Raw genomic sequence first — 21013 nt, 5'->3', positions numbered from 1 at the left:
TTGCCTTCGAAAAGGCGGTGGGGAATATCCCCCGAGCTACCTGCATGATTCTTCTTTAAAATCGCCCCCATGACAGCAGAAGATGACTTTTATGCCCTGAAGTAATCCTTCGACAGTGTCCCCACGCGCCCGATCGTCGACTTTGCGGAAAGCTCCCGCCCAGATTCGCCTACCACCTCCAAGCTGTGCGGAACCCCGTACCTGCCAGAGCACGCGCCGTACCCCGAGTACGACGACGAGCCCATGTTCTTTATTGCCCAGTTCAATTTCGCTGAGTTTGAACCGCTTCCCGGTTTCCCTACCTCCGGCCTCCTTCAGCTTTTCGTACCCGGTGAGTACGGATGGGGAATGGAACTCTGTAACAAGTATGTGGCGACAGGTGAACGCACTTCCACGCCCTTCGCCCGATACCTCGAAGATCTGTCCGCCCCACACGTAGGCGAGGTGCCGGAGGAAGTAGAGGATTCAGGAGAGCACCCAGCGGAGGAACCGCTGGAGGCTACGACTATCGACGGGAAGCTGAGCGAGCTGAGCGTTACCGAAAACGCGCACGAGTTCGGCCGCACCGCCTTTTGGAACAACGACCTTAGGGCTCTCCTGCGGCGCGGCGAGGACCTGGTGGATGTTCACACATACGGCTGGGACATTATCACGCGGCGCGTTATCGACGGGGAAACCACAATCGAGGCGACCAAGCTCCCCGGCGACACTAAGGCCGGCCAGAAGGAAATGTTCGATGAGATTGTGGCCCGCGTTGAAGCCGAGGGGTTCAGCGTTGATCCCACCGCTGAGGAATCAGAGGAGCGCGTAAACCTCGAGGACGGGCAGTGCGAGGTTCGCCTCGGCGGCTACGCTACCTACTGGAACCCCAGCAAACTTCCTATTAGCGATGAACACATCGCACTCGCGACGGTGGATAATGGTGGCACATTCGAATGGGGTGATGGAGGAATCGGAAACTTCTACATCCACCCCGAGGATCTCGCCGCACGTAACTTCGACAAGGTTCTCTTCGACTGGGACTGCGGCTAAAGCGGCTGCCATCCCTATCGCTCATCCAGCGCCCGCAGATAAAACCACCGGATCAGTGCGCGCCGGGGAATATCGAGCAGCGGGCGCAGGAAGGTTAGGTGGGCGGGCTGGGAGGAGGCGTCGACAAGCAGCAGCGTGCGCCCATCCCGCAGGCGCTCCAGCGTAAAGGTTTCCTCGCCGCGCTCGATATGGCCGGGTAGGGTGCCGTAGGTAAAACCGCAGCGTCCCTCCTCGTGGAACACATCCACCACTCGGCAGCGAAACTCCCACGGCCCCAACCCGAGGCCGACCTCCGCGCCTTCTTCCACCGTGGCGTGGCTCGGGCGAACCCGAAAAAGACCGCTGCGCTGCAGGCCCCAGCGGAACAGTTTGTCTGCGGCAATATCGAAATCGGCGTCTATGACACGGGACATGTGTAGCTGCGGGAAGCCCTCAGCGGAGGAATAGGACAGTGGCTCAGGCATGGGGCTTAGCCTAGTCAAACGGCCTTTAGATGATGCTTGAGAAGAGTAAAATAGGGTGTATGCAGGAGAAACAGCAACGCCTTATCGTTCCCGATTTAGCGCGCGGCACGGCGCTGTTGGGGATTGCCATGGCGAACGCCGTGCAGAGCTGGGTTGTGAACGAGTGGTCCTTGGGGCCCAGCTCCACCGTGGGTGGTGTGCGCCCCAGCAGCACTTTAGACATTTTCTCCGCGGTGTTCACCGGCATGTTTGTACGTGTGCGAGGCCTGCCCATGTTCTGCATGCTGCTGGGATTCGGCATTGGTCTCATTGCTGCGAGCCTGCAGCGCAAGGGCTACACCACTACAGAATCACGGCGCGTACTCATCCGCCGCTACGGCCTGCTGGCGGTCTTTGGTCTGGCGCATGGCTTCGTGCTTTTCGACGGCGACATCATGCTGGTCTATGGCCTCATGGGCATCGCTCTGGCGTGGTGTTTTACGCTCTCGACGCGCACTCTGCGGCGCATTGCCTACTGGTTCTTTGGCGGCTATGCGGCTTTCGCCGGTTCGGGTGCATTGGGAGCCTATTTTGGTTACTTCAATCCTCTGCCCAGTTCGCGGCCGATGACCGGTGAACTTGTCACATTCGGCGACTATTTCGCCCGCAACCTGCGCGGTGAGGTTGCTGCCTTGGGGCAGGTCCCCATCGTCTTCGTGGGGCTAGTAGGCGCTTTGCTCATCGGGTACATCTGGGCGCGGGAGGGCGTGCTGGCCAACGTTTCTGCACACCGCCGCACTCTCATCACCTGGGTTGTCATTGCAGGCGCGGTTATCGTCTTTGTGGGGCTTCCGTGGGGTCTTACTGCCGCTGGCGTTTTACCAATCGAACTGGAACCAGTGTTCTTCATGCTGAACCAGGCTTGTGGCTTTCTTACTGGTCCTGGCATTCTGGCGGTATTGGCACTGCTCACGGAGAGACTCGACAACCGGGTCCCCGGGTGGGCCTATGCTTTCGTGGCGCTGGGCAAGCGCTCGATGTCGGGCTACATTGCGCAGTCGGTCTTCTTCATCATTCTGGTTACCCCAGCTGGCTTCGGGCTCGGTGCGGATGCTTCGGTGAGCGGCAAGCTTGGTATCGGTCTGCTGGTCTTTGTCCTGACGCTGCTTCTCGCTGCTCTGCTTGAGGCTTGGGGCAAACCTGGCCCGTTCGAGTGGGCGCATCGCCGGCTGGCGTACGGTCCAACGGGCCGCATCGAGCCTAAATCAGCACGTACACCGGCCTGATGTTGGTTTAAGCGGCTGATTCCTCACACAGGAGCCAACCGCAGAGCTCCTTTTGGGCGCGGTCGACGCCTCCGGGGTAGCTCTCCTCGAGCTCCAGCTTGACGTTATCAAAAATGCGCTCTGAGATAAGCTCCGCGCGTTCTCTGCTCAGCTTCCCCTGCAGTTCGTCGAGCGGCACCTTGAGTTCCGTATAGGGACTGGGACGGAAGTACCACGACCGCATGTCGTCCGAATAAACGACGATAATCGTCTTCGTCAACTGCGATTCCAGCACAACATTCCCAAACACCAGCGATGTCAGCGTCTTTGATTCCATGGCCGCGAGTGTAGACCGCTGATACCGGTTACGTTGTGCTGGAAAGAGAGAAGACCCAGAACCAACTAGTTCTGGGTCACCGGGGAATTGAGCGGCTAGCGGTGGAGGCGTGCGTTGTAGATCGAAACACCCTTGGAACCTGGGGAAACGATTCGGATACTGACGTACTCGAGACCGCTGATATTAATCGGGCCGGCACTGATGCTTTCGCCAGGCCTAACAACGTAGGTCTTTGCATACTCGTTCTCGGCTCTGCCAAGGTAGACCTTGATCACAGCCTGTTGTGCTGATGGGTCGCGCTTGACGTTTTCGTCCCAGGCGGCGTTGAAGGTCAGTGTCTTGTAGTTGTGCCTATCTAGAAAATCGCGGGCGACAGATGCATCGCCGTTTGCATTTGCGGTTGCACGAGCCGCGTTGCCTTGGATTGGTTTTCCAGCGACAGTGATTGATTTGACAAAATCAACCTTATAGCCACCGAGGAAGAAATCTGGGTCGATGAACTCGTCCCCGATTCGCTGCTCCGTTGCGGGTGGGGTGCTTGGCTTCGAGCTTCCTAGTGTGGAAGCGGCACCAGTGATGAGAGTACTGATTGCGATGATTGCAGCAACAAGTTGCGGCAAGGCCTGGATCATCCGATTGAGGTTGGGCATGACAGCTCCTTGAGAGAGAAGAGAATTTGCCAGTATGTGGCAGATTTATAATGCCCCCTGTGTGATTGCTGTGCAATAGCTTGGGGGATCAACTTTAAGGCTTGTTACCTGGGGGGCGTGAGTTTCATGATTTGCGGCCAGTTACGTTGAAAGGTCTATTTTCGAATCCCCCCGGGGGTGGGCTTTAGGCGGCGGCGACGGGCTGGATGGAAAGGTAATTCGCATCGCCCGCGCAGCCTTCGAGGCCTTCGGCGCGGATGAAAGCGCTGGCGGTTTCGCCGGGTGGGTACACACGCAAGCCGTCGGCTGTCTGGGGCTGGCAGGAAGCGGGGTCGAGGACGCCAACGTTGGTCATCTTGAGGCCCGCGCGGGCCGCCTGGCCGGGCTGAAGCGTGACGGTTGTTGCTTCCTTGCCGGTTTCGCGCACGGCGGCAGCGCCAAGCTGGGTGCCGTCGTCGTTGGCGACGGCGGAAACACCGGGGAAGCCGTGCAAGGTGCAGGGCTCGGAAGACGTATTGGTGAAGGTGATGTCCGCTAAAAGTGAACCGGCCGCGCCTTGCTCGTTGGCTAGGCCGATATCGAGCTGGGCCGTTGCGCAGGATTCGTTGCCAGCTGCGGCCGGGTCGGTGTTCTGAGTCGATTCAGCGTCGTCGCCTGCCGCAGGCTGGGAGTCCTCTGGAGCCGGAGCATCGACCGCGGACGATTGCGGAGCCGCGGGTGCTGGAGCACCGGATTCGGCGTCGGCGGCCTGGGTGGTTGTAGGGGAGACGTCGGAAAGCGTGGCGTCGGTGCTGTCATCGGTGGCGCAGCCGGCCAGCGCAAGGGCAAGAGAACCGGCGGCGAGAACGGGGAGTAGTCGCTGCGTAGTCATGGGGTGGAGTCTAAAGCTTGGGAGGCTAGAGTTCCTGCAAGGCGGGGAATACCCTCTCTTTGAGTAACGGGGCGACATCGACATCCGGGGCGGCCGGATCGACCCACGCCAGCTCAGCGATCTCCTTATCCGGGTGTGCCACGGAGATTTCTTCTTCGTAGACATAGACGTGTGCGTGGATGGTCTGTGGGGCGTCGTTGGCGGCCGGGGAGATGTAGGTGGCAAGCCGTCGCAGTTTGGACATATCGACCACGGCACGTATGGCCTCGTGAGCAATGAGCTGGGCCGCGCGGGCGGGATTGATCATGTCATCGATGGAGCCGAAAGGCAGGACGAATTCTGGGGTGGAGGTGATGCGGAGGACTAGCACGCGGCCGTGGGTATCACGTAGGACAACGGCGACAATTTCCTCAATGTCTGCAGCGGGTGAAGGAGAATTGGAGGTCTCAGACATGCCTCCATAGTAGCCGCCGGGCGGGAGGCGTGAAAGAAGAGAGGCACCAGAAACATGTCGTAATGTCGGTTGAACATCTCACACGTTAGAAACGGCCGCTTCGATGCGCGTGCCATCATGGGTAGGTCTTATAGACCAATACGAAGAAGTGAAAGAGGAATTGCTCAATGCGAAAAATTCCGCACCTTAAGAAAGTCCTCGTGGGCTCGGCTTTCGCAGGTGCGTTCTTCCTGGGTAACCCAGCGGCGGGTGCCCAGGAGCTCCCCACCATCCCGGAGATCGATTCGGCTGGTTTTGTTGACCAAGTGCGCGCGGACTTGAAGTCCGTTGGTATTGAGACCAAGCCTGTGGACGCAGCGCTGACCGACGCCGTCGACACCGCCGTCAACGGTGCCGCCGCAGCAGCATCGAAGGATGTGAACCAGGCGGTCGAAGGAGCCGTGAACTCTCCTGCGGTGCAGCGCGTCGCGGAGCAGGCGAACCTGCAGACGCAGCTGCCGGCCCCGTCCGAGCAGCAGGATTATGCCGGCGCTGATGCCATCACGGGTGAACCGCTGACGAACCCGACTCCCATCGGGTTGCTGGAGGAGGCCACGCAGCCGGAGTTCGTGCCCCAGGGCACTGATCCGAACTACGTGTGGAAGAACGACCTGTTCTCCAAGATTGCGGCCGGTAAACCGCACGCGGACTATGTTCTGCACCGGGTACCCGGCTCCTTCTACGATGCACCCCAGATTCCCGAGGAATCTAATGTTGCGATGACTGAAGGAAAGTCGCTGTATGGCCCGGGTACCCCGCTGTACATCCGTGAGGACACCATGTGCACGCTGACGGCTGCTGGCATGGATGCTGAAGGTCGCAAGGTCGGCATTACCGCCGGTCACTGCGGCAACGTGGGTGATCCGGTGTCGTCGGCGGACTCCTGGCAGGTAGGTCCCACTGGCACCGTGGTGTCCAAGAACGCGCAGCTGGACTACTCGCTCATCGAGTTCGGCTCCCAGGCAGAGGTGACCCGCAGCTACAACGGTGTGACCGCGTACGGGATCGGTGGGTCCACCCAGCCGGGTGACATCACCTGCAAGCGCGGCGTGGCTACCGGCCGCACCTGTGGCATGACCTTCCAGCACAGCCAGAAAATCACCATCAACCAGGTGTGCGCCATGGTTGGAGATTCCGGTGCGCCGGTCTTCCACAATGGCCGCATTGTCGGATCGGTATCCCGCGGTCTGATTCCGGGGCTGCCGTCCTGCCGCACCCCGTGGCAGGGTGCACTGCACAACCCGACGGTCGTGTCCAACACCGATGCCATCATCGCGGATTTGAACCGCCGCGAGGGCGTGGGTTCCGGATTCACGATTCCGGAGAACTAGAAGTACGTTTCTAACATTTAAGGCCCCAGATCGTTAAAGATCTGGGGCCTTATTTGATCGAAATGACCTGCGGAGTGCGGTTCGCAGTTCGGCGCTAGGCTGCGGCACCGGCGTGCGGCGCCGCACGGCGCTAGGAGAGGGCGCTGAGGGCGGCGTCGTGAAGCTTGCCGTTGGAGGCCAGCGCTGAGCCGCCGTGGGGCCGCCCGCGGACGTTGGTGAAGCCGCCTCGTCACGAAAACCCCGAACCTGCGCGATCGACGGCGCTGCCCAGGCAGTAGTTCCAGAAGTCGCCGTAGCCGCGCAAACGCCAGACCTTGTCCGTGAATGAGATGAAAGCGTCGCGGTTCGGCTGCCACCCAGACAAGGAGCTCATGGACAGGGAGGCATCCTCCAGTTTGGAGACCTCGGAAACGCGTAGGCGCTTCGGTTCGCCACCGAAGACGCGGTAGGCGCCGCCGCCCTTGGCTGCGTACCAGCGGCGGCGCAGGGCGGGGGCGGAGACGACGGAGACCACCGGCTCGCCGTCTTCCAGTAGCGCGATGAGGGTGGCCCAGACGGGAACGCCGCGGACGAAGTTTTTCGTGCCGTCGATAGGGTCGATAACCCACTGGCGGCCCTCGAAGCAGGCCTCGCCACCAAACTCTTCACCCAGCACCTCATCGCGCGGGCGCGAGCGTTTCAGCGCCTCGCGGATGGCCTTTTCGCAGGCCAGGTCGGCGTCGGAGACCGGGGTCATGTCCGGCTTTTCCTTGACGGACAGGTCCGCAGCCTCAAAGCGGTGCATCGTGATGGCGTCCGCGTGGCCTGCCATCTCCAGTGCCAGGCCGAGGTCTTCTTTGTACTTACCCACGAAGCCATTCCTCCATCTGATCAACTACCTGTTTATTACCCGCGATACACCATTCCACACCGCCGGCCTCAACCTTGCGCGCCGCGCCGCCCGCGGCCAGCACTAGCGCCTGGCCGGGATACCAATCCCAATCCTTAACTGAGTGCTGCATCCAGGCACCCCACGTGCCATCCGCCACGCAGGAGAGATCCACGGAACCCGCCCCCAGCATGCGCACGGTGGCAAAGTGTGGTGCCACCTTCTCCCACGCGGCGGCGATGTTCGGGTCGGTCATGGACGTAGGGTGCAGGTACGTCGACAAGCACAGTTTCTCGGCGGGGGCATCGCTGAGCTTGGCGACGTCCTTGCCGTCCAAGCTCGTGGTGTGGTCGCGGCCGCCGAACCAGGTATAACCCATGGCGGGGCGGTGGACGGCGCCGAGGACGACCCCATCAGCGTCGCGACACGCAGTCATCGGCGGCAGTGTAGTGCCGTCGACGGGTCGATACGTGCCGACTCGACTGCGTTCGCCCCTCCCGATCGTACTCGCACGCAGGCTCAAGCGCCGGCAGGCTCGGCGCGAAACGCGTCTGACGTTCGGAGAGGCTTTTGCTCGATGTCTACTCCCTGCTCGCGCAGGCGCCAGGCCAGGCGGCCGGCGTTATAGACAAGCGCCTGGGCAAGGTGGGCGTCGGTATCGTCCGCGTGGGCAACGATGAAGGTCTTGATGATGGCATCGATCATCTCGGTGAGGCTTGGCTGGTCACTCATGCCGCCTATTGTCGCGCTAAACGCGGCCGATGGCTAATCAGGGAGAAAGAATAAGTAGAGTAGGGGGCTATGCGTCCGGAACAAACAGCACGACTTGAGGAACTCAGCGCCACCTTGACCTCCATTGAAAAGGTGATGGACCCGGAGGCGGTGTCCGAGCGCGTGCGCGAACTCGAGGCCCAGGCGGGGGACCCGTCGCTGTGGGACGACCCCGACCATGCGCAGAAGGTGACCTCGGAGCTGTCGGCGCAACAGGCAAAGCTACGCAAGTTGAAGTCCCTGCGCGGGCGGATTGAGGATCTGCCGGTGATGGCGGAGCTGGCCGAAGAGGAGGGCGATGAGGCCTCCCAGGAACTCGTCGATACAGAGCTGAAGGAGCTCGGTGCCGCCATCGAATCGCTTGAGGTGACCACCATGCTCTCGGGTGAGTACGACCAGCGCGAGGCGGTCATCAACATCCGCTCCGGCGCCGGTGGCGTGGATGCCGCGGACTGGGCGGAGATGCTCATGCGCATGTACACGCGCTGGGCGGAGAAGAACGGCCACAAGGTCGATGTCTACGACATTTCCTATGCCGAAGAAGCGGGCATTAAGTCCGCCACCTTCGTGGTGCACGGCGAATACATGTATGGCCAGCTTTCCGTGGAGCAGGGTGCGCACCGCCTTGTGCGCATCTCGCCGTTTGATAACCAGGGGCGCCGCCAGACCTCCTTCGCGGAGGTCGAGGTGCTGCCGGTGGTGGAGCAGACCGATTCCATCGAGGTACCAGATTCGGAGGTGCGCGTGGACGTCTATCGTTCTTCGGGCCCGGGCGGGCAGTCGGTCAATACGACGGACTCCGCGGTGCGCCTGACGCACATCCCGACGGGCATCGTGGTGACCTGTCAGAACGAGAAGTCCCAGATCCAGAACAAGGCCTCTGCCATGCGCGTGCTGCAGGCGAAGCTGCTGGAGCGCAAGCGCCAGGAGGAGCGCGCGGAGCTCGATGCCCTAGGCGCGGGTGGCAATGCCTCCTGGGGTAATCAGATGCGCTCTTATGTGCTGCACCCGTACCAGATGGTCAAGGATCTGCGCACGAACTATGAAGTGGGAGACCCTTCGAAGGTATTGGATGGGGATATCGATGGCTTCCTGGAATCCGGGATCCGGTGGCGCATGGCGCAGCAGGAGTCCTAGGCCCGAGTAACAAATGTTGCTAATGTGGCTTAAGTGATCACTTTCGAGAATGTGTCCAAGGTCTATTCGACCTCCACGAGGCCCGCGCTGGACAAGGTGTCCTTTGAGATCGAAGACGGAGAATTCGTCTTCCTCATCGGCCCCTCCGGCTCCGGTAAGTCAACCTTCCTCCAGCTCATGGTGCGCGAGACCAATGTCAGCTCGGGGGATATTTATTTCGGGGACTTCCACGTCAACGCGTTGAAGGGGCGCGAGGTCAATAGGCTGCGTCAGTCCATCGGCTACGTCTTCCAAGACTTCCGCCTTCTGCCCAAGCTCAATGTCTACGACAATGTCGCTTTTGCCCTCGAGGTCATTGGTAAGCGCAAGACGCGGATTGCCAAGCAGGTCCCCGAGGTCCTCGACATGGTCGGCCTGGGAGCCAAGCAGCACCGCATGCCGCATGAGCTCTCCGGAGGTGAGCAACAGCGCGTGGCGATCGCGAGGGCTTTTGTCAACCGTCCCAAGCTGCTGCTTGCCGACGAACCCACGGGCAATCTCGATCCCTCCACTGCCGCGGAGATCATGTCGTTGCTCACCAAGATCAACCGCCGAGGAACCACCGTGGTGATGTCGACGCATAACGCGCGTGCGGTCAACGAGGCCCGCCAGCGTGTGATTGAGCTGCACAACGGCATGCTCGTGCGCGATGAGAAGAACGCGATGTATGGGGAGGCGGTCTAAGTGAATCTGGGCTTTGTTTTTAGAGAGGCCTTCAAGGGGCTCGGTCGCAACATCACCATGACTATCGCCATGGTGATTACCACGGCCATTTCGGTGGCCTTGGTGGTGGCCGGTGTTCTGGTCACGCAGATGACCAATGAGACGAAGGATATTTACCTCGAGCGCGTCGAGGTCATGGTCCAGCTTAACGAAGATATTTCCGCCAACGATCCGGAGTGCAAGGACTCTGCCTGCGCGGGGCTAAGGAAGAAGCTGGAAGCGGATGAGGATATTGAGTCTGTCAACTACCGCAACCGTGAGGACTCTTACCAGCGATTTGTGGAGCTGTTCAAGGAGACCGATCCGGTCATGGTTGAAGAAACCTCCCCAGATGCGTTGCCAGCGGCCTTCCATGTGCGGCTGAAGGACCCGACGGATACCGCGCCCATCGACGCCATCGCGTCGGATCCTGCCGTCAGCGACATCATCGACCAGCAGGAGGAGGTACGCAGCGCCGCCGGCAACCTCGACGCCATCCGGAATGCCACGTTTGTCGTTGCCGCTGTCATGGCGCTGGCCGCCATCATGCTGATTGCGAACATGGTGCAGATTGCCGCCTACCAGCGCCAGCGGGAAACCGCGATTATGCGCATGGTCGGTGCCTCGCGGTGGATTACCCACGCGCCCTTCATCCTGGAGGCGGTCCTTGGCGCTGTGGGTGGCGTTATCCTCGCCGGGGTCGGCGTCATCGTGGGAAAGAACACTGTGATCGATCCCGCGCTGAAGGACTTGTACCACAACCAGCTGTTGGCCCCGGTGACCTCTGGGGACGTCTGGACGGCGCTGCCCATCGTGGGGTTGGTGGCAATCCTGTGCGCTGCGCTGACCGCGCAGGTAACCATGCGCGCTTATGTGCGGACATAGGCTCTGAGCAACGATGTGGATTTTGCCTGGCTGTAGCGTAATATAGTCCGAACTATGGCGAAGAAGGCAAAGAAGAAAAAGGCGGCCGTCGATAATAACTCGACTCTGGCCACCAACCGACGTGCCCGCCACGACTACACCATCCTCGACACCCTGGAATGCGGCATGGTGCTCGTGGGCACCGAGATTAAGTCGATGCGCGAAGGCAAAATCTCACTGGCGGATGCCTTCGCCACCATCGACGACGGTGAGGTTTATATCCGCAATCTCCATATCCCGGAGTATTCCCAGGGTACGTGGACGAATCACTCACCGAAGCGCACGCGCAAGCTGCTGCTGCACCGCCGGGAGATTGACAAGCTTATGGGCCAGGTGCGCGACGGCAATAAGACGCTGATTCCGCTCAAGGTGTACCTGAAGAATGGCCGCGCCAAGTGTGAGCTCGGCTTGGCCAAGGGTAAGCAGGACTACGACAAGCGCGAGGCGATTAAGCGCCGCGACCAGGACCGCGAGATTACCCGCGAGCTTGGACGCCGCGTAAAGGGGATTAACGCCTAAGCTGGAAGCCATGATTTATACGGCCAAGGTTCATGACGTTATTCACGGTGACGAGGAGCTGCGTGGGGAAGCGGTGCTCGTCGATAAGCTCTGGCCCCGTGGCGTGGCCAAGGAGCGTCTATCCTATGACCACTGGTTCAAGGACGTGGCGCCCAGCGCGGAGCTGCGGAAGTGGTGGGGGCATGATGCCGACGCCTTCGAAGAGTTTGCCCGGCGCTACCGTGCGGAGCTCGACGAGAACGACAGTGAGGAGTTGGCGCGCTTGCACCAACTAGCGGAGGACGGCGACGTCACCCTGCTCTTCGCCGCCAAGGACCGCGAGGTTAACCACGCGACTGTGTTGAAGGCGTGGTTGGAGGAGAGTTAGGCCAAAAGGCTCCACACGGTTGCTCCCACGGCGATAAGGCCCGTGAAGACGACGAAGACGTTGCTGGGGCGGCCTCGGAATTGCTTGAGAGCGTCGATGTGGTGGATGGCATACATCGGCAACAGGTAGAGGATCGAGGCGATGAAGGGGCCGCCGATGGCCTCAATGAGGCCCAGGATCGACGGATCGATAATGGCCACGATCCATGCACAGACAAAGATGATGCCGTGCATGACGGAGTTGAGCTGCTTTTCCGATAGCTTCGCCGTGGCGCGCGGGGCGGCGCTGCGCAGCAGGAAGTTACCGCCCTCGGTAGCGCCCAGCACGTGCCCGAAGTAGGAGGAGATGATGGCAATCATCGCGATGATGGGGGAGAGGAAAGCCAAGACCGGAACGCCGGTGACGTTGGCCAGGTAGGACAGGACCGGCAAATTCTGTTCGCGGGCTTCTGCTAGGCCGTCTGCACCAAGCGTGAGAGTGCAGGACCATACGAAAAACATGGTGAACACAGTGAGCAGAATCGCGGTCAGTGCCAGCGCGCGCGAGGCGTTCTCGGAGCTCTTCTCGCGGCCGTGCGCGGCGACCATAGCCAAGGAGAACTGGGAAATCGCCGGTGAATGGTTAAAAGAGAAGACCAGCACGGGGGTGATGAGGGCGACAGCGCCGACGATGCGCCAATCACTGTTGCCCACCTCCATGAAGGAAGCGACGTCCCAGCGCGGGATGAGGTAGATGGATAGCGCGCCTAGGCAGAAGATCAGCGGGTAGACCAAGAACTGCGTCACGGCGAGCACGATGCGTTGGCCAAAGGCGAAGACGATGGTCATGATGCCAACGAGAAGGAATGCCAACAGTGGGCGTGGAAATGTCGGTCCGTTCAGTTGGTTGACGATGAAGCTGTTGACCGTGTTGGTGATCGACACGCCATAAATCAGGACGATGGGGAAAATCGCGCAGAAATAAACCACCGAAATGATAAAGCCTGCGCGTTTGCCGAAGTAGTCGGTCACAACGGCTGTGATGTCCTCGCCCTGGCGCGGCGATGCACAAATCATTCGGGCTAGGCCGCGGTGAGAGAAGTACGTCATCGGGCCAATCAAAAGCGTAGCCACGAGGAGGGGCCAGAAGCCGAAGCTGCCGGCGTTGATGGGGAGGAAAAGAATGCCGGCGCCTACGGCGGTGCCGAAGAGCGAGATGGCCCACTCGGTGTTGCTTGCTGGGCGTTTAGCGTCTTCCGGGGAACTGGTGGTTTCGGTATGTGTGCTCACTTTGCAGCCTTTAACAAAGTAGGAGTATCGGACTCACACACCTTAACAGCGATTAAGATGACGCTAATCACAAGGGGGTGCTTATGAAAGCTATACCTCACGTGGCCTGCGGTGGAGCTTGCGGGAATAGGGGCGGGTGCAGTAGCGTTGAACAAACCGTAGGGCGCGTCAAGGCGCGTTCTGCCTAGCTTTCACAGCAATGTGTAATCGAGGGGTCGACTTGGTTTCGACTTCGTACATTGAGCCAGGGGAAGCGTGCCGGTGCAGGCTAGAGACCACCGTTAAGCGTCGTAGCAACCAATAAACGCAGAGAAGAACTCTCAGCGTGACTACGCCCTCGCTGCCTAATTCCAGCGACGCGTGTCTGTCAGCCTAGGTTTGGTTCCTGACCTAGATCCTGGCATCGACTAGGGAACTTGCCTGACCGGTTTGTTGTTCGGCCGGTTGGGGACTTCTAGAGCAACTGGGCCCATCATCCGGAGCGAGTTTGCCCGAGCCGGAGGGCCGAGTAGAGATCCTGTGCAGACTGCGCACGGAGAAGCCCTGGCGAGGTGACGAAGGACCCGGGTTCAATTCCCGGCGGCTCCACAGATAGCATTTCCCCTGGTGAGCGTTCACTGGGGGATTTGCTGTATCTGTGCAGGTCATTGGCATGATACTGTGTTGCCACAGGTGGCCACGAGTTGCCACTAAATGACTCTGATTAGGGAAAGATTAGGGAATGAATAGGGAACGTTTCCCTAGTCCCTAGTCCCTAGTCCCTCGTTGTGGAAGGTGTGGCAATGGCACGGAGGAAGGCTGAGCGCACGCGCCGGGCATTCGGCAAGGTGTCGGTTAAGGGCAAGCGCGTCTATGCGGAATACACCGGGCCGGATGGTGCGTTTCACCGCCCTGGGCATTCCTTCCCCTCAAAGATTGATGCGGAAGGTTGGCTAGCGGAGGAATCCTTAGCTGAGGGAGGAACTAAACCCAGGGCGCTTCATTCTGAGTGGAACGATGAGCGGATCTCCAGTCTCCGGATCCTCGATCACCCGTGCCCGCAGATCAAAAGCCTGCTGCAGCAGCTCTGCGGTGATGATATCGGCGGGTGCGCCGGAAGCTATTACCTGGCCTTCCTTCATAACCACAAGGTAATCGGAGTAGCGCACCGCCAGGTTTAGATCGTGCAGCACCATTACTACGGTTCTTCCTAGTTTCTGACGCAGGCTATCGACAAGTTCGAGGATGTCCACGGAGGTAGCCAGGTCAAGGTAAGTGGTCGGCTCGTCTAGGAAGAGGATGTCGGTGTTTTGCGCTAGCACCATGGAGATCCACGCCCGCTGGCGCTGGCCTCCGGAAAGCTCATCCAACGTACGGCTCGCAAGATCTGCAGAACCGGTCTGGCTTAGAGCCGCGAAGACTGCTTCCTCGTCGGTAGAGGACCACTGCCGGAACCATGCTTGGTGCGGGTGCCGACCGCGGGCTACCAGATCGGAGACCAACAGGCCTTCAGGTGCTACGGGTGATTGGGGCAACACTGCCAGTTTTCGGGCGACGTCCTTGCGCTTGATGGCCGAGATATCTTGTCCATTTACATATACGGTCCCTGTATCGAGGTCGAGCAGTCCGGACATGGCACGCAGCAAGGTCGATTTACCGCACCCGTTGGGCCCCACGATAGTGGTGATTTTTCCCGCTGGGAACGTGGCGTTGAGATCGCGGATGATGGTGCGCTGGCCGTAGCCTACCGTGACCGAGGAAGCGACCACGCTACTGGTGGTATTCGGTTGGTCTGCGCTTGACTGAGGTATGGGGGAGGTCATGCGTCTGTGCTCCTAGTGCGTTGAACGAGTAGGTAAATGAGGAAGATACCGCCCAGCGCGGAGGTGACAATACCCACCGGAAGTTCCACCGGCAGAATAGTTTGGGTCACGATGTCCGCACCTAGTAACAGTACTGCGCCGGTAAGAGCCGACGCCGCAAGCGGGGGACTGGGTACGCCGCACATCCGAAGGGCTACTTGAGGCGCTACAAAGGCGATGAATCCGATGGGGCCGGCAGCGGAAACAGCTACCGCAGCTAGCGCTACGGCCAACGCCAGCATTGCCACCTGCACGCCGTTGACTCGCTGGCCCAGCGCTCGGGCTAGATCGGGTCCCAGAGTGGTGGCCAGCGTTTGGTGGGAGATCCAAGCCAGCAACGGGGCGCATACAATCACAAGGGCGACCATGGGGATGGTGGTATTCCACTCCGACTTGGCCAGGGACCCGGTGAGCCAGAACTGTGCCTGGCTGGCATCCCGCAGTTCCGCGCGGACCATGAGGAAATTGATGTAGGAACTTAGCAGCGCGGTAATGATGATGCCCACGAGTACGAGGCGGTAGGAATCCGCGTGGCGCCGCCAAGCCAACGCCCAGATAGCCGTGGTGCTCAGTATCGCGCCCAGAAACGCGGCCAAGGGAATCCCAATTCCAGCGAGCCAGCCGGCGAAGCCGCTGCCGCCACCGCCGAGCACGATGACCGTTACGGCCATGGCAGAGGCGCCCGTGGTGATGCCGAGGATATCGGGGCTGGCCAACGCGTTCCGGGTGACCGTCTGGGTTAGCGCTCCAGAAAGTCCCAGTGCGCAGCCGACCGCGATGGCTGTGGCTACTCGAGGCATGCGCCACTCGAGGACCACGAGTTTTTCCACGCGGGATCCTTCCCCATGAAAGATCACCTGTAGTACTCGGGGGACGGAAATAGGGTAGTCGCCCAGTCCGATGGAGAGTGCTCCTAAAAAGACAATGAGCGCTGTGGCGATAAGACACACCAGCACCACCCGCGGGCGCCAGAGAAAGGAGATTGGCCCAGCTCGGAATGGCACCCTGCCCGGCATCTGCCACGAAGTGCTTTGTTTATCCTGTACAGCCTTGTTATGTCGTATCACAGCGTCATCACCTTTTTCCGAGAGATTAAGGCGAGGAAGAACGGCGCGCCAACGAAGGCCAATACGATGCCCACTTGGAGCTCCCCGGGGCGGGCGATGAGGCGGCCCACTACGTCCGCACACAGCAACAGTGCCGCGCCGGCCAGTGCAGAGTAAGGCAAAATCCACTTGTAATCTGGGCCTGTGAGAGCCCGGACAATGTGGGGCACTACCAGACCAATGAAGCCCAGCGGGCCCGCTGCAGCCGTGGCCGCCCCGGCCAGCAGTGCGATGATGCCCATGCCGCCAAGTCTTGCGGCCGCGGTGTTGATGCCGAGTCCTGCGGCCACGTCGTCGCCTAAGTTCAAGATGTTCAACTGTGGGCCGGTGGCAAACGCCAGGATCAGTCCCAGCACTATAAACGGCAGGATGCCTAGTGCAATGTTCATATCCCGACCGGCAAGGGAACCGACGGTCCAAAAGCGCATTCGATCCAGGTTATTGTCATTGGTGAGAACGAATGCGCTGGTAATGGCGCTTAATACCGCCGACAGTGCGGCTCCGCCCAGTACTAAGGTCAAAGGGTCCACTGCTGCTTTGCCTGCGGAGGCTAGGCCGAAGACTAGTGCAGTGGCTGCGATCGCGCCGAGGAAGGCTACTACTGCGGTGGCCCACGGGGCGGTGATGCCAAACAGAGCGAAGCTGACCACAACGCTCAGGGCCGCGCCGGAGCTGACACCTAGGATTCCCGGATCTGCCAGGGGATTGCGGGTATGGCCCTGAATGAGAGCACCGGCCACTCCCAGTGCCGCCCCCACCATAATGGCCAGCAGGGTGCGCGGTAGCCGCAGCTCGGCTACTACGCGTTGATTGGTTGGAACTTCGTCTTGGGAGCCGCTCGCCCCTGGGAGATCCCGCAGCGCGGCCCACACATCCTCCGCAGGAATGGAACGGGCACCGTACAGCAAACTGCAGATCGTGCCGCCGAGGACCAGTAGGAACAGTACCCCTAGGCCCAGTAGGCGGGTAGTGCGCACACTCATAGCGTGGCCTCCAATCCCTGCAGTGGCTGCCAGCCCGCACCTAGCTGCAGGCGACCACATAACCGAGCCTGTTGGCCTGCCCACTGCTGCTTTCCGATGTCCGTGAAGTAGGCCCTAAAGAGTGCCCAGTAGGCGCTGGAGCTTCGGTAGTCTGGCCCGGACAAAACCATGAGGAGCTCCGAGTCCAGGTCCAAGGGTGCTGTGACCCGATGGCCCAAGAAGGACGAGAGACGCTCATGACCGGTCATCTCTGCCATATCGATCACGATGGGAAATCCTAAGTTGTGGGGGCGGGAGAGGTGCGTAACGGTGAATTCGTCCCAGTGCGGTTGACAAAATTCCATATATCCCGACGTGCCCACAGGATCGTTCCTCCGCGATCGGGTACTTGCCACCTCTGGAAGGGGAGGGGAGCTTCGGCCGAGTTGTGGCTCAGACTTTTGCTGGGGGTGGTTGTCAATCATGGGAAAACATATTACCACTTAAAGTAAGGTAAGCCTTCATTTACTTAAGGGGCGTTCAAAATAAGTTGCTGGAGATTAGGGATTGGCGTAAATGCGGCTACGCCGCTGGCGTCGGCATTCGGCATAACGACAGAATCGAGGGCGATACTCCGCGTATCGAAAAGACGATCCAGAACTTATCGTGACCGTGTCCTCGGACATTGATGAAAATGCATGCAAGTAGCTGTCTGATATCGCCCCTGTCGTTGTGCGAAAGGGTGAAGGTATACTCCTTTAGGTAGGTAATAACTATAGATCAATAACTAGAATAAACTATTGCAACGTGGCATAGGTAATGCTAACCTAACTTAAAAGTTACCTTCGGGTCTACCGAAAATTCTGATGAAAAGAGCTGAAAGGTAGCTTGAGGAAACCGACTTTAAGGATAAAGGATGTCAGTAAAAAGAGGTGCGCGGTCATTCATTGCTGCCGCTATCTGTGCCGGATTAGTTCTGTCGGGCTGCTCGTCGAACGATTCAATCGATGAAGCGGCAACAACCTCCGAGGTTGCAGAATACGTGACCATTGAGCACGCACGGGGAACGGACACGTATCCGGTCAACCCGCAAAACGTGGTTGCCGTAGGAACGGCCGTTGATAACCTGCTGGAACTTGGAATTAAACCAGCTGCCGTTGTGCAGCATAGAATAGACAAGAACTCGCCTTGGCGCGAGGCCAAGCTCGATGGCGTCAAGGTGATCGATCAGACAGACTTCAAGACTCTGCCCCAGGAACAAATCGCGGCAATCGAACCCGACTTCATCGTTGGCGACTACTGGACAATTTCCGAGGCTCATTACAAGGAATTGTCTGCAATCGCACCGACTCTCGGCGGAATCTCCGATAAGGGTGAGGGAATTGGCTGGGAATCTCAGCTAGAAGCTTTGGGCAAGATCTTCAATAAGGAATCCGAAGCGAAGAAAGCTATTGAAGAGGATCAGAAGCGTTTCTCCGACGCAAAGGAAAAATTGCCTAACCTCTCCGGTAAAACCGGCGTTGTTTCCCAGTTCGCCCAAGGCTCCTTTGGCGCCGTTGCTGACCCTGAGGATCCGGGTGCTTCCTTCATCTACGATCTGGGCATGAAGTTCCCGGACAAGCTGACGGACGGATCCGTCCCAGCTAATAATAGTGGCCGCGTCACGCTTTCCCCGGAAAATGTTTCCTACCTAGCCGCTGATTTCATGGTTATTTATAACCGCGACGGCTCAATCGAAGAGGTTGAAAATATTCCGGGATACAAAGATTTGCCACAGGTGAAAGCCGATGCGACTCTCGCTGGTGATTCAGCCGTCGTCGCCGGACTTAACAACCCGACGAGCTTGAGTCGAGCTTGGGTATTGGATAAGACGATGCCGACGCTGGAAAAGGTTGGAAAGTAGTCAAGGCCCGCACAACCCTGATACCTGCTAGAAGGGGCTCACTTCGTTGCAGCAGGTAGTCATGAACGCCTTCCGATTTATCGGAAGGCGTTGTTTTAGGTGATGAAGTCCAAGGAAGTGGTGAGTTCGTTCTTGCCTCTCCGGCAACGAAATAAAAATCAACTTGACCAAAAGGAATGGTTAAAACTATGCCCAGAAACAGTCGAGGTAGAGAAATTTATCCAATCTCTTACCGGGAATTATATGTGCAAAATGTCGAAGATATATCGCCATGCATGCGGCGCATTACGCTCAGCGGAGAGCAACTCCAGGAGCACAAACACGATGGTTTTTCCGTTCCTGCATTATTAAGCAATGGTTTTGATGACGACGTTCGGCTGATCTTCCCGGATCCGGAAACTGGAGAAAGGCCGCACCCAATCGCCCAAAAAGATGGCAACCTACTGTGGCCAGAAGCTGTCAAAAATCTATTCCGGACATACACGGTCCGCCACTTTGACGCTGCTAACCAGCGGTTAGCAATAGATTTCGCGCGCCACGGTGAGGGCCTAGCAGAAAACTGGTCACAGAACGCTCGAATAGGTGACGCCATTTTTGTGGCAGGTCCGAAGTCTTGTGCACAGTTACCTACGCATACCGATTGGCTATTTTTGGCAGGAGATGAGACTGCGCTCCCGGCAATTGGCCGCTGCGTAGAATCACTCCCGTGCGGGCACCCTGCGATTGCGGTGATAGAGGTTCCTACGAGCGCTGATATTCAGAGCTTAGACATTTCCGATTCAGTACAGGTCCACTGGGCGGTACGCGAACGGGGTGAGGACTTCGTGGAAAAGACTAGGGCGCTTTTTGAAGCTACTTCTCCTTCATTATTGCCTGATGGCGAAGGATACGTATGGGCGGCAGGGGAAGCTTCTCGGCTAAAACCGCTGCGCCGTTTGTTTAAAGCTTCCGGAATTACCCCTGAGCATCAAGAAGTCACGGGCTACTGGCGGCGTACTAACCCGAAACACGGCAAAGGAAACGCATCGAGCAGTAGTAATAGTGTTTTGCATAATATCCATGATTTAGCTGAGTTGAACTCGGCCTTTGCGCTTCGCACTGCAGTACGTTTAGGACTATTTCAAGAAATCGATGCGGGTGCCAACACAGTCCCTGCCCTTGCTGTTGCGGCAGAACTTCACGAGGAGGCTTTGGGAAGATTTGTCCGTTACTTGGCCGCTCTTCAACTCGTCGAAATCAGCGGGGACGCCCTCACGTTGACTGCAATGGGAATGGAACTGGCGGACCCAGATTCAAATGCGGTGCGCTGGTTAAGCGGGCCTGCGCATCTTGAGGCGATGGCGCTGATGCGACTTGAGCACAGTCTTCGTACCGGTGAGTCAGCACCTCAAGGGGAAAAGGGATTGCCGTGGTCAGAGTATGTTAGCCGTGACCCACAACTCGTGGCCGAACGCTTTGAGCAAAAGAATGTGAGCGCTGGGTGGACTGCTCCTTCGGCAGCTAAGGCACTACAGCAGTATTTAGATGAAACCGCTCGCGTTCTCATCATTGGCCAGGGAGGCGCGGTATATGCAGATGAAATACTCCGACGATGGGAGCATGCCCAGAGCCGTATTATCAGTGATGCTTCCTCGGAAGCGGTGCTACAGGAAATCGCAGTAACCTCTCGTGCACGATGCGAGACGAATGGCGAGGGAAGCGGTTTTTATCCCACTGAAGTGGACTATGTGTGGGCAACTGATGTAGTTTTCATCGATCCCTGGGGTGTCTTTGGTAGCGAGGAAGTAGCTCACCAATTAAACCGTGCAATAAGTAAGGATACGTTCCGGCGGGTTTATATCTTTACCGAGGTTATCGATACGGTAGGCGGAGATGAGCATTCCTATGAAGAGGACATGGTGAGGCTTTCCATGTTCGGCACCAAGATACCGACTCAGGAAGACATCAACGCTGCTGTCGCTGACAACGGCGCTTTTATTGCCTCCACCACGGCTGTTGGCTGGGGTAAACGCCTTTTCGTTCTTGAGGCAGAGGCGAAATCCTAAAGAGGAACTGCTGAGGTTCCCCTCGTGTAGTCGACACCCTGGCTGAGGTCAAAGAAAAATGCCGAAGGAACCACGGTGTCTATGCTGCGGTTCATGCCGGATAAAAGCCGCTGCTGTCCCTGTGAAAGAGAAACCGAGG

At 58.8% G+C, this 21013-nt stretch carries 20 protein-coding genes, 1 other RNA gene and 2 pseudogenes; 11 read left to right on the top strand and 12 right to left on the bottom strand.

Annotation, left to right across the window (positions count from 1 at the left end; genetic code table 11):
* Window positions 1-132 precede the first annotated feature (132 nt).
* A complete protein-coding gene (locus HWX44_RS11345; RefSeq protein ID WP_368302373.1) occupies window positions 133-1032 on the top strand; it encodes a YwqG family protein in 900 nt (299 codons plus the stop codon).
* Between the two features lie 14 nt (window positions 1033-1046).
* On the opposite strand, the gene HWX44_RS11340 is transcribed toward HWX44_RS11345, so the two are convergent.
* Window positions 1047-1496, bottom strand: coding sequence for a DUF1990 family protein (locus HWX44_RS11340; RefSeq protein WP_010189130.1), 450 nt, complete (start codon window positions 1494-1496; stop codon window positions 1047-1049).
* A gap of 59 nt (window positions 1497-1555) precedes the next feature.
* On the opposite strand from HWX44_RS11340, the gene HWX44_RS11335 reads away from it, so the two are divergent.
* Complete coding sequence (locus HWX44_RS11335; protein ID WP_230308994.1) at window positions 1556-2761, top strand: DUF418 domain-containing protein; 1206 nt, start codon at window positions 1556-1558, stop codon at window positions 2759-2761.
* 7 nt (window positions 2762-2768) lie between these two features.
* Here the strand turns inward: HWX44_RS11335 and HWX44_RS11330 are convergent, their stop codons facing one another.
* From HWX44_RS11330 to HWX44_RS11315, 4 genes are all read right to left on the bottom strand, one after another.
* Window positions 2769-3077, bottom strand: coding sequence for a hypothetical protein (locus HWX44_RS11330; protein WP_158397660.1), 309 nt, complete (start codon window positions 3075-3077; stop codon window positions 2769-2771).
* A 95-nt stretch (window positions 3078-3172) separates the two neighbouring features.
* Window positions 3173-3727 carry a hypothetical protein gene (locus HWX44_RS11325; protein WP_175974719.1) on the bottom strand — a complete coding sequence of 185 codons (555 nt, stop codon included), beginning with the start codon at window positions 3725-3727 and terminating at the stop codon, window positions 3173-3175.
* 184 nt (window positions 3728-3911) lie between these two features.
* Window positions 3912-4598 (bottom strand): DUF4232 domain-containing protein, encoded by a 687-nt coding sequence (locus HWX44_RS11320; RefSeq protein WP_175974717.1) that lies wholly within the window; start codon window positions 4596-4598, stop codon window positions 3912-3914.
* A 25-nt stretch (window positions 4599-4623) separates the two neighbouring features.
* A complete protein-coding gene (locus tag HWX44_RS11315; RefSeq protein WP_158397757.1) occupies window positions 4624-5052 on the bottom strand; it encodes an NUDIX domain-containing protein in 429 nt (142 codons plus the stop codon).
* A gap of 167 nt (window positions 5053-5219) precedes the next feature.
* Here HWX44_RS11315 and HWX44_RS11310 point away from each other — a divergent pair, with 167 nt between their 5' ends.
* Entirely contained in the window at window positions 5220-6422 is a 1203-nt protein-coding gene (locus HWX44_RS11310) for a S1 family peptidase (RefSeq protein ID WP_158397758.1), read from the top strand.
* A gap of 130 nt (window positions 6423-6552) precedes the next feature.
* Here HWX44_RS11310 and HWX44_RS11305 read toward each other — a convergent pair.
* Together HWX44_RS11305 and HWX44_RS11300 are read right to left on the bottom strand one after the other, a co-directional pair.
* Window positions 6553-7272: pseudogene (locus HWX44_RS11305) on the bottom strand (inositol monophosphatase family protein).
* A pseudogene (locus HWX44_RS11300) lies at window positions 7265-8022 on the bottom strand (inositol monophosphatase family protein). Before HWX44_RS11300 ends, HWX44_RS11305 begins: the two co-directional pseudogenes overlap by 8 nt.
* A 69-nt stretch (window positions 8023-8091) precedes the next feature.
* Between HWX44_RS11300 and prfB the strand changes: the two are divergent.
* The 5 genes from prfB to HWX44_RS11275 are packed head-to-tail and all read left to right on the top strand — an operon-like array spanning window position 8092 to window position 11749.
* Window positions 8092-9198 carry a peptide chain release factor 2 gene (gene prfB, locus HWX44_RS11295; protein ID WP_175974716.1) on the top strand — a complete coding sequence of 369 codons (1107 nt, stop codon included), beginning with the start codon at window positions 8092-8094 and terminating at the stop codon, window positions 9196-9198.
* Window positions 9199-9231: 33 nt separating this feature from the next.
* On the top strand, window positions 9232-9921 hold the full coding sequence (gene ftsE, locus HWX44_RS11290) for a cell division ATP-binding protein FtsE (protein WP_175974714.1): 690 nt from the start codon (window positions 9232-9234) through the stop codon (window positions 9919-9921).
* Window positions 9922-10824, top strand: coding sequence for a permease-like cell division protein FtsX (ftsX, locus tag HWX44_RS11285; protein WP_175974712.1), 903 nt, complete (start codon window positions 9922-9924; stop codon window positions 10822-10824).
* Between the two features lie 54 nt (window positions 10825-10878).
* Window positions 10879-11382, top strand: a complete 504-nt coding sequence (smpB, locus tag HWX44_RS11280; RefSeq protein ID WP_175974710.1) for an SsrA-binding protein SmpB — start codon at window positions 10879-10881, stop codon at window positions 11380-11382.
* Window positions 11383-11392: 10 nt separating this feature from the next.
* The gene (locus tag HWX44_RS11275; protein ID WP_175974708.1) at window positions 11393-11749 is read left to right on the top strand and encodes a DUF488 domain-containing protein; all 357 of its coding nucleotides are present in this window, start codon (window positions 11393-11395) and stop codon (window positions 11747-11749) included.
* Here the strand turns inward: HWX44_RS11275 and HWX44_RS11270 are convergent.
* Window positions 11746-13017, bottom strand: coding sequence for a septum formation initiator (locus HWX44_RS11270; protein WP_175974706.1), 1272 nt, complete (start codon window positions 13015-13017; stop codon window positions 11746-11748). The genes HWX44_RS11275 and HWX44_RS11270 overlap by 4 nt on opposite strands.
* 211 nt (window positions 13018-13228) lie before the next feature.
* On the opposite strand from HWX44_RS11270, the gene ssrA reads away from it, so the two are divergent.
* Window positions 13229-13608: a transfer-messenger RNA gene (gene ssrA, locus HWX44_RS11265) on the top strand.
* 356 nt (window positions 13609-13964) lie between these two features.
* Here ssrA and HWX44_RS11260 read toward each other — a convergent pair.
* From HWX44_RS11260 to HWX44_RS11245, 4 genes are read right to left on the bottom strand one after another with little or no spacing between them, the layout of a single operon-like run.
* Window positions 13965-14819 (bottom strand): ABC transporter ATP-binding protein, encoded by an 855-nt coding sequence (locus tag HWX44_RS11260; RefSeq protein ID WP_042406185.1) that lies wholly within the window; start codon window positions 14817-14819, stop codon window positions 13965-13967.
* Window positions 14816-15874, bottom strand: coding sequence for a FecCD family ABC transporter permease (locus HWX44_RS11255; protein ID WP_070512353.1), 1059 nt, complete (start codon window positions 15872-15874; stop codon window positions 14816-14818). The genes HWX44_RS11260 and HWX44_RS11255 overlap by 4 nt, the downstream gene beginning before the upstream one ends.
* A gap of 47 nt (window positions 15875-15921) precedes the next feature.
* Complete coding sequence (locus HWX44_RS11250; RefSeq protein WP_175974705.1) at window positions 15922-16947, bottom strand: FecCD family ABC transporter permease; 1026 nt, start codon at window positions 16945-16947, stop codon at window positions 15922-15924.
* On the bottom strand, window positions 16944-17213 hold the full coding sequence (locus tag HWX44_RS11245) for a hypothetical protein (RefSeq protein ID WP_175974703.1): 270 nt from the start codon (window positions 17211-17213) through the stop codon (window positions 16944-16946). The genes HWX44_RS11250 and HWX44_RS11245 overlap by 4 nt, the downstream gene beginning before the upstream one ends.
* A 629-nt stretch (window positions 17214-17842) precedes the next feature.
* On the opposite strand from HWX44_RS11245, the gene HWX44_RS11240 reads away from it, so the two are divergent.
* Window positions 17843-18829 carry an ABC transporter substrate-binding protein gene (locus HWX44_RS11240; protein ID WP_071409417.1) on the top strand — a complete coding sequence of 329 codons (987 nt, stop codon included), beginning with the start codon at window positions 17843-17845 and terminating at the stop codon, window positions 18827-18829.
* Between the two features lie 188 nt (window positions 18830-19017).
* The gene (locus tag HWX44_RS11235; RefSeq protein WP_175974702.1) at window positions 19018-20874 is read left to right on the top strand and encodes a siderophore-interacting protein; all 1857 of its coding nucleotides are present in this window, start codon (window positions 19018-19020) and stop codon (window positions 20872-20874) included.
* Window positions 20875-21013 lie beyond the last annotated feature (139 nt).

This window comes from Corynebacterium sp. Marseille-Q2823 (genome assembly GCF_903645345.1).
GTDB lineage: Bacteria > Actinomycetota > Actinomycetes > Mycobacteriales > Mycobacteriaceae > Corynebacterium > Corynebacterium hiratae.
Note: the sequence above shows the minus strand (reverse complement) of the source record. Positions and strands in the feature narration are given on the sequence as shown.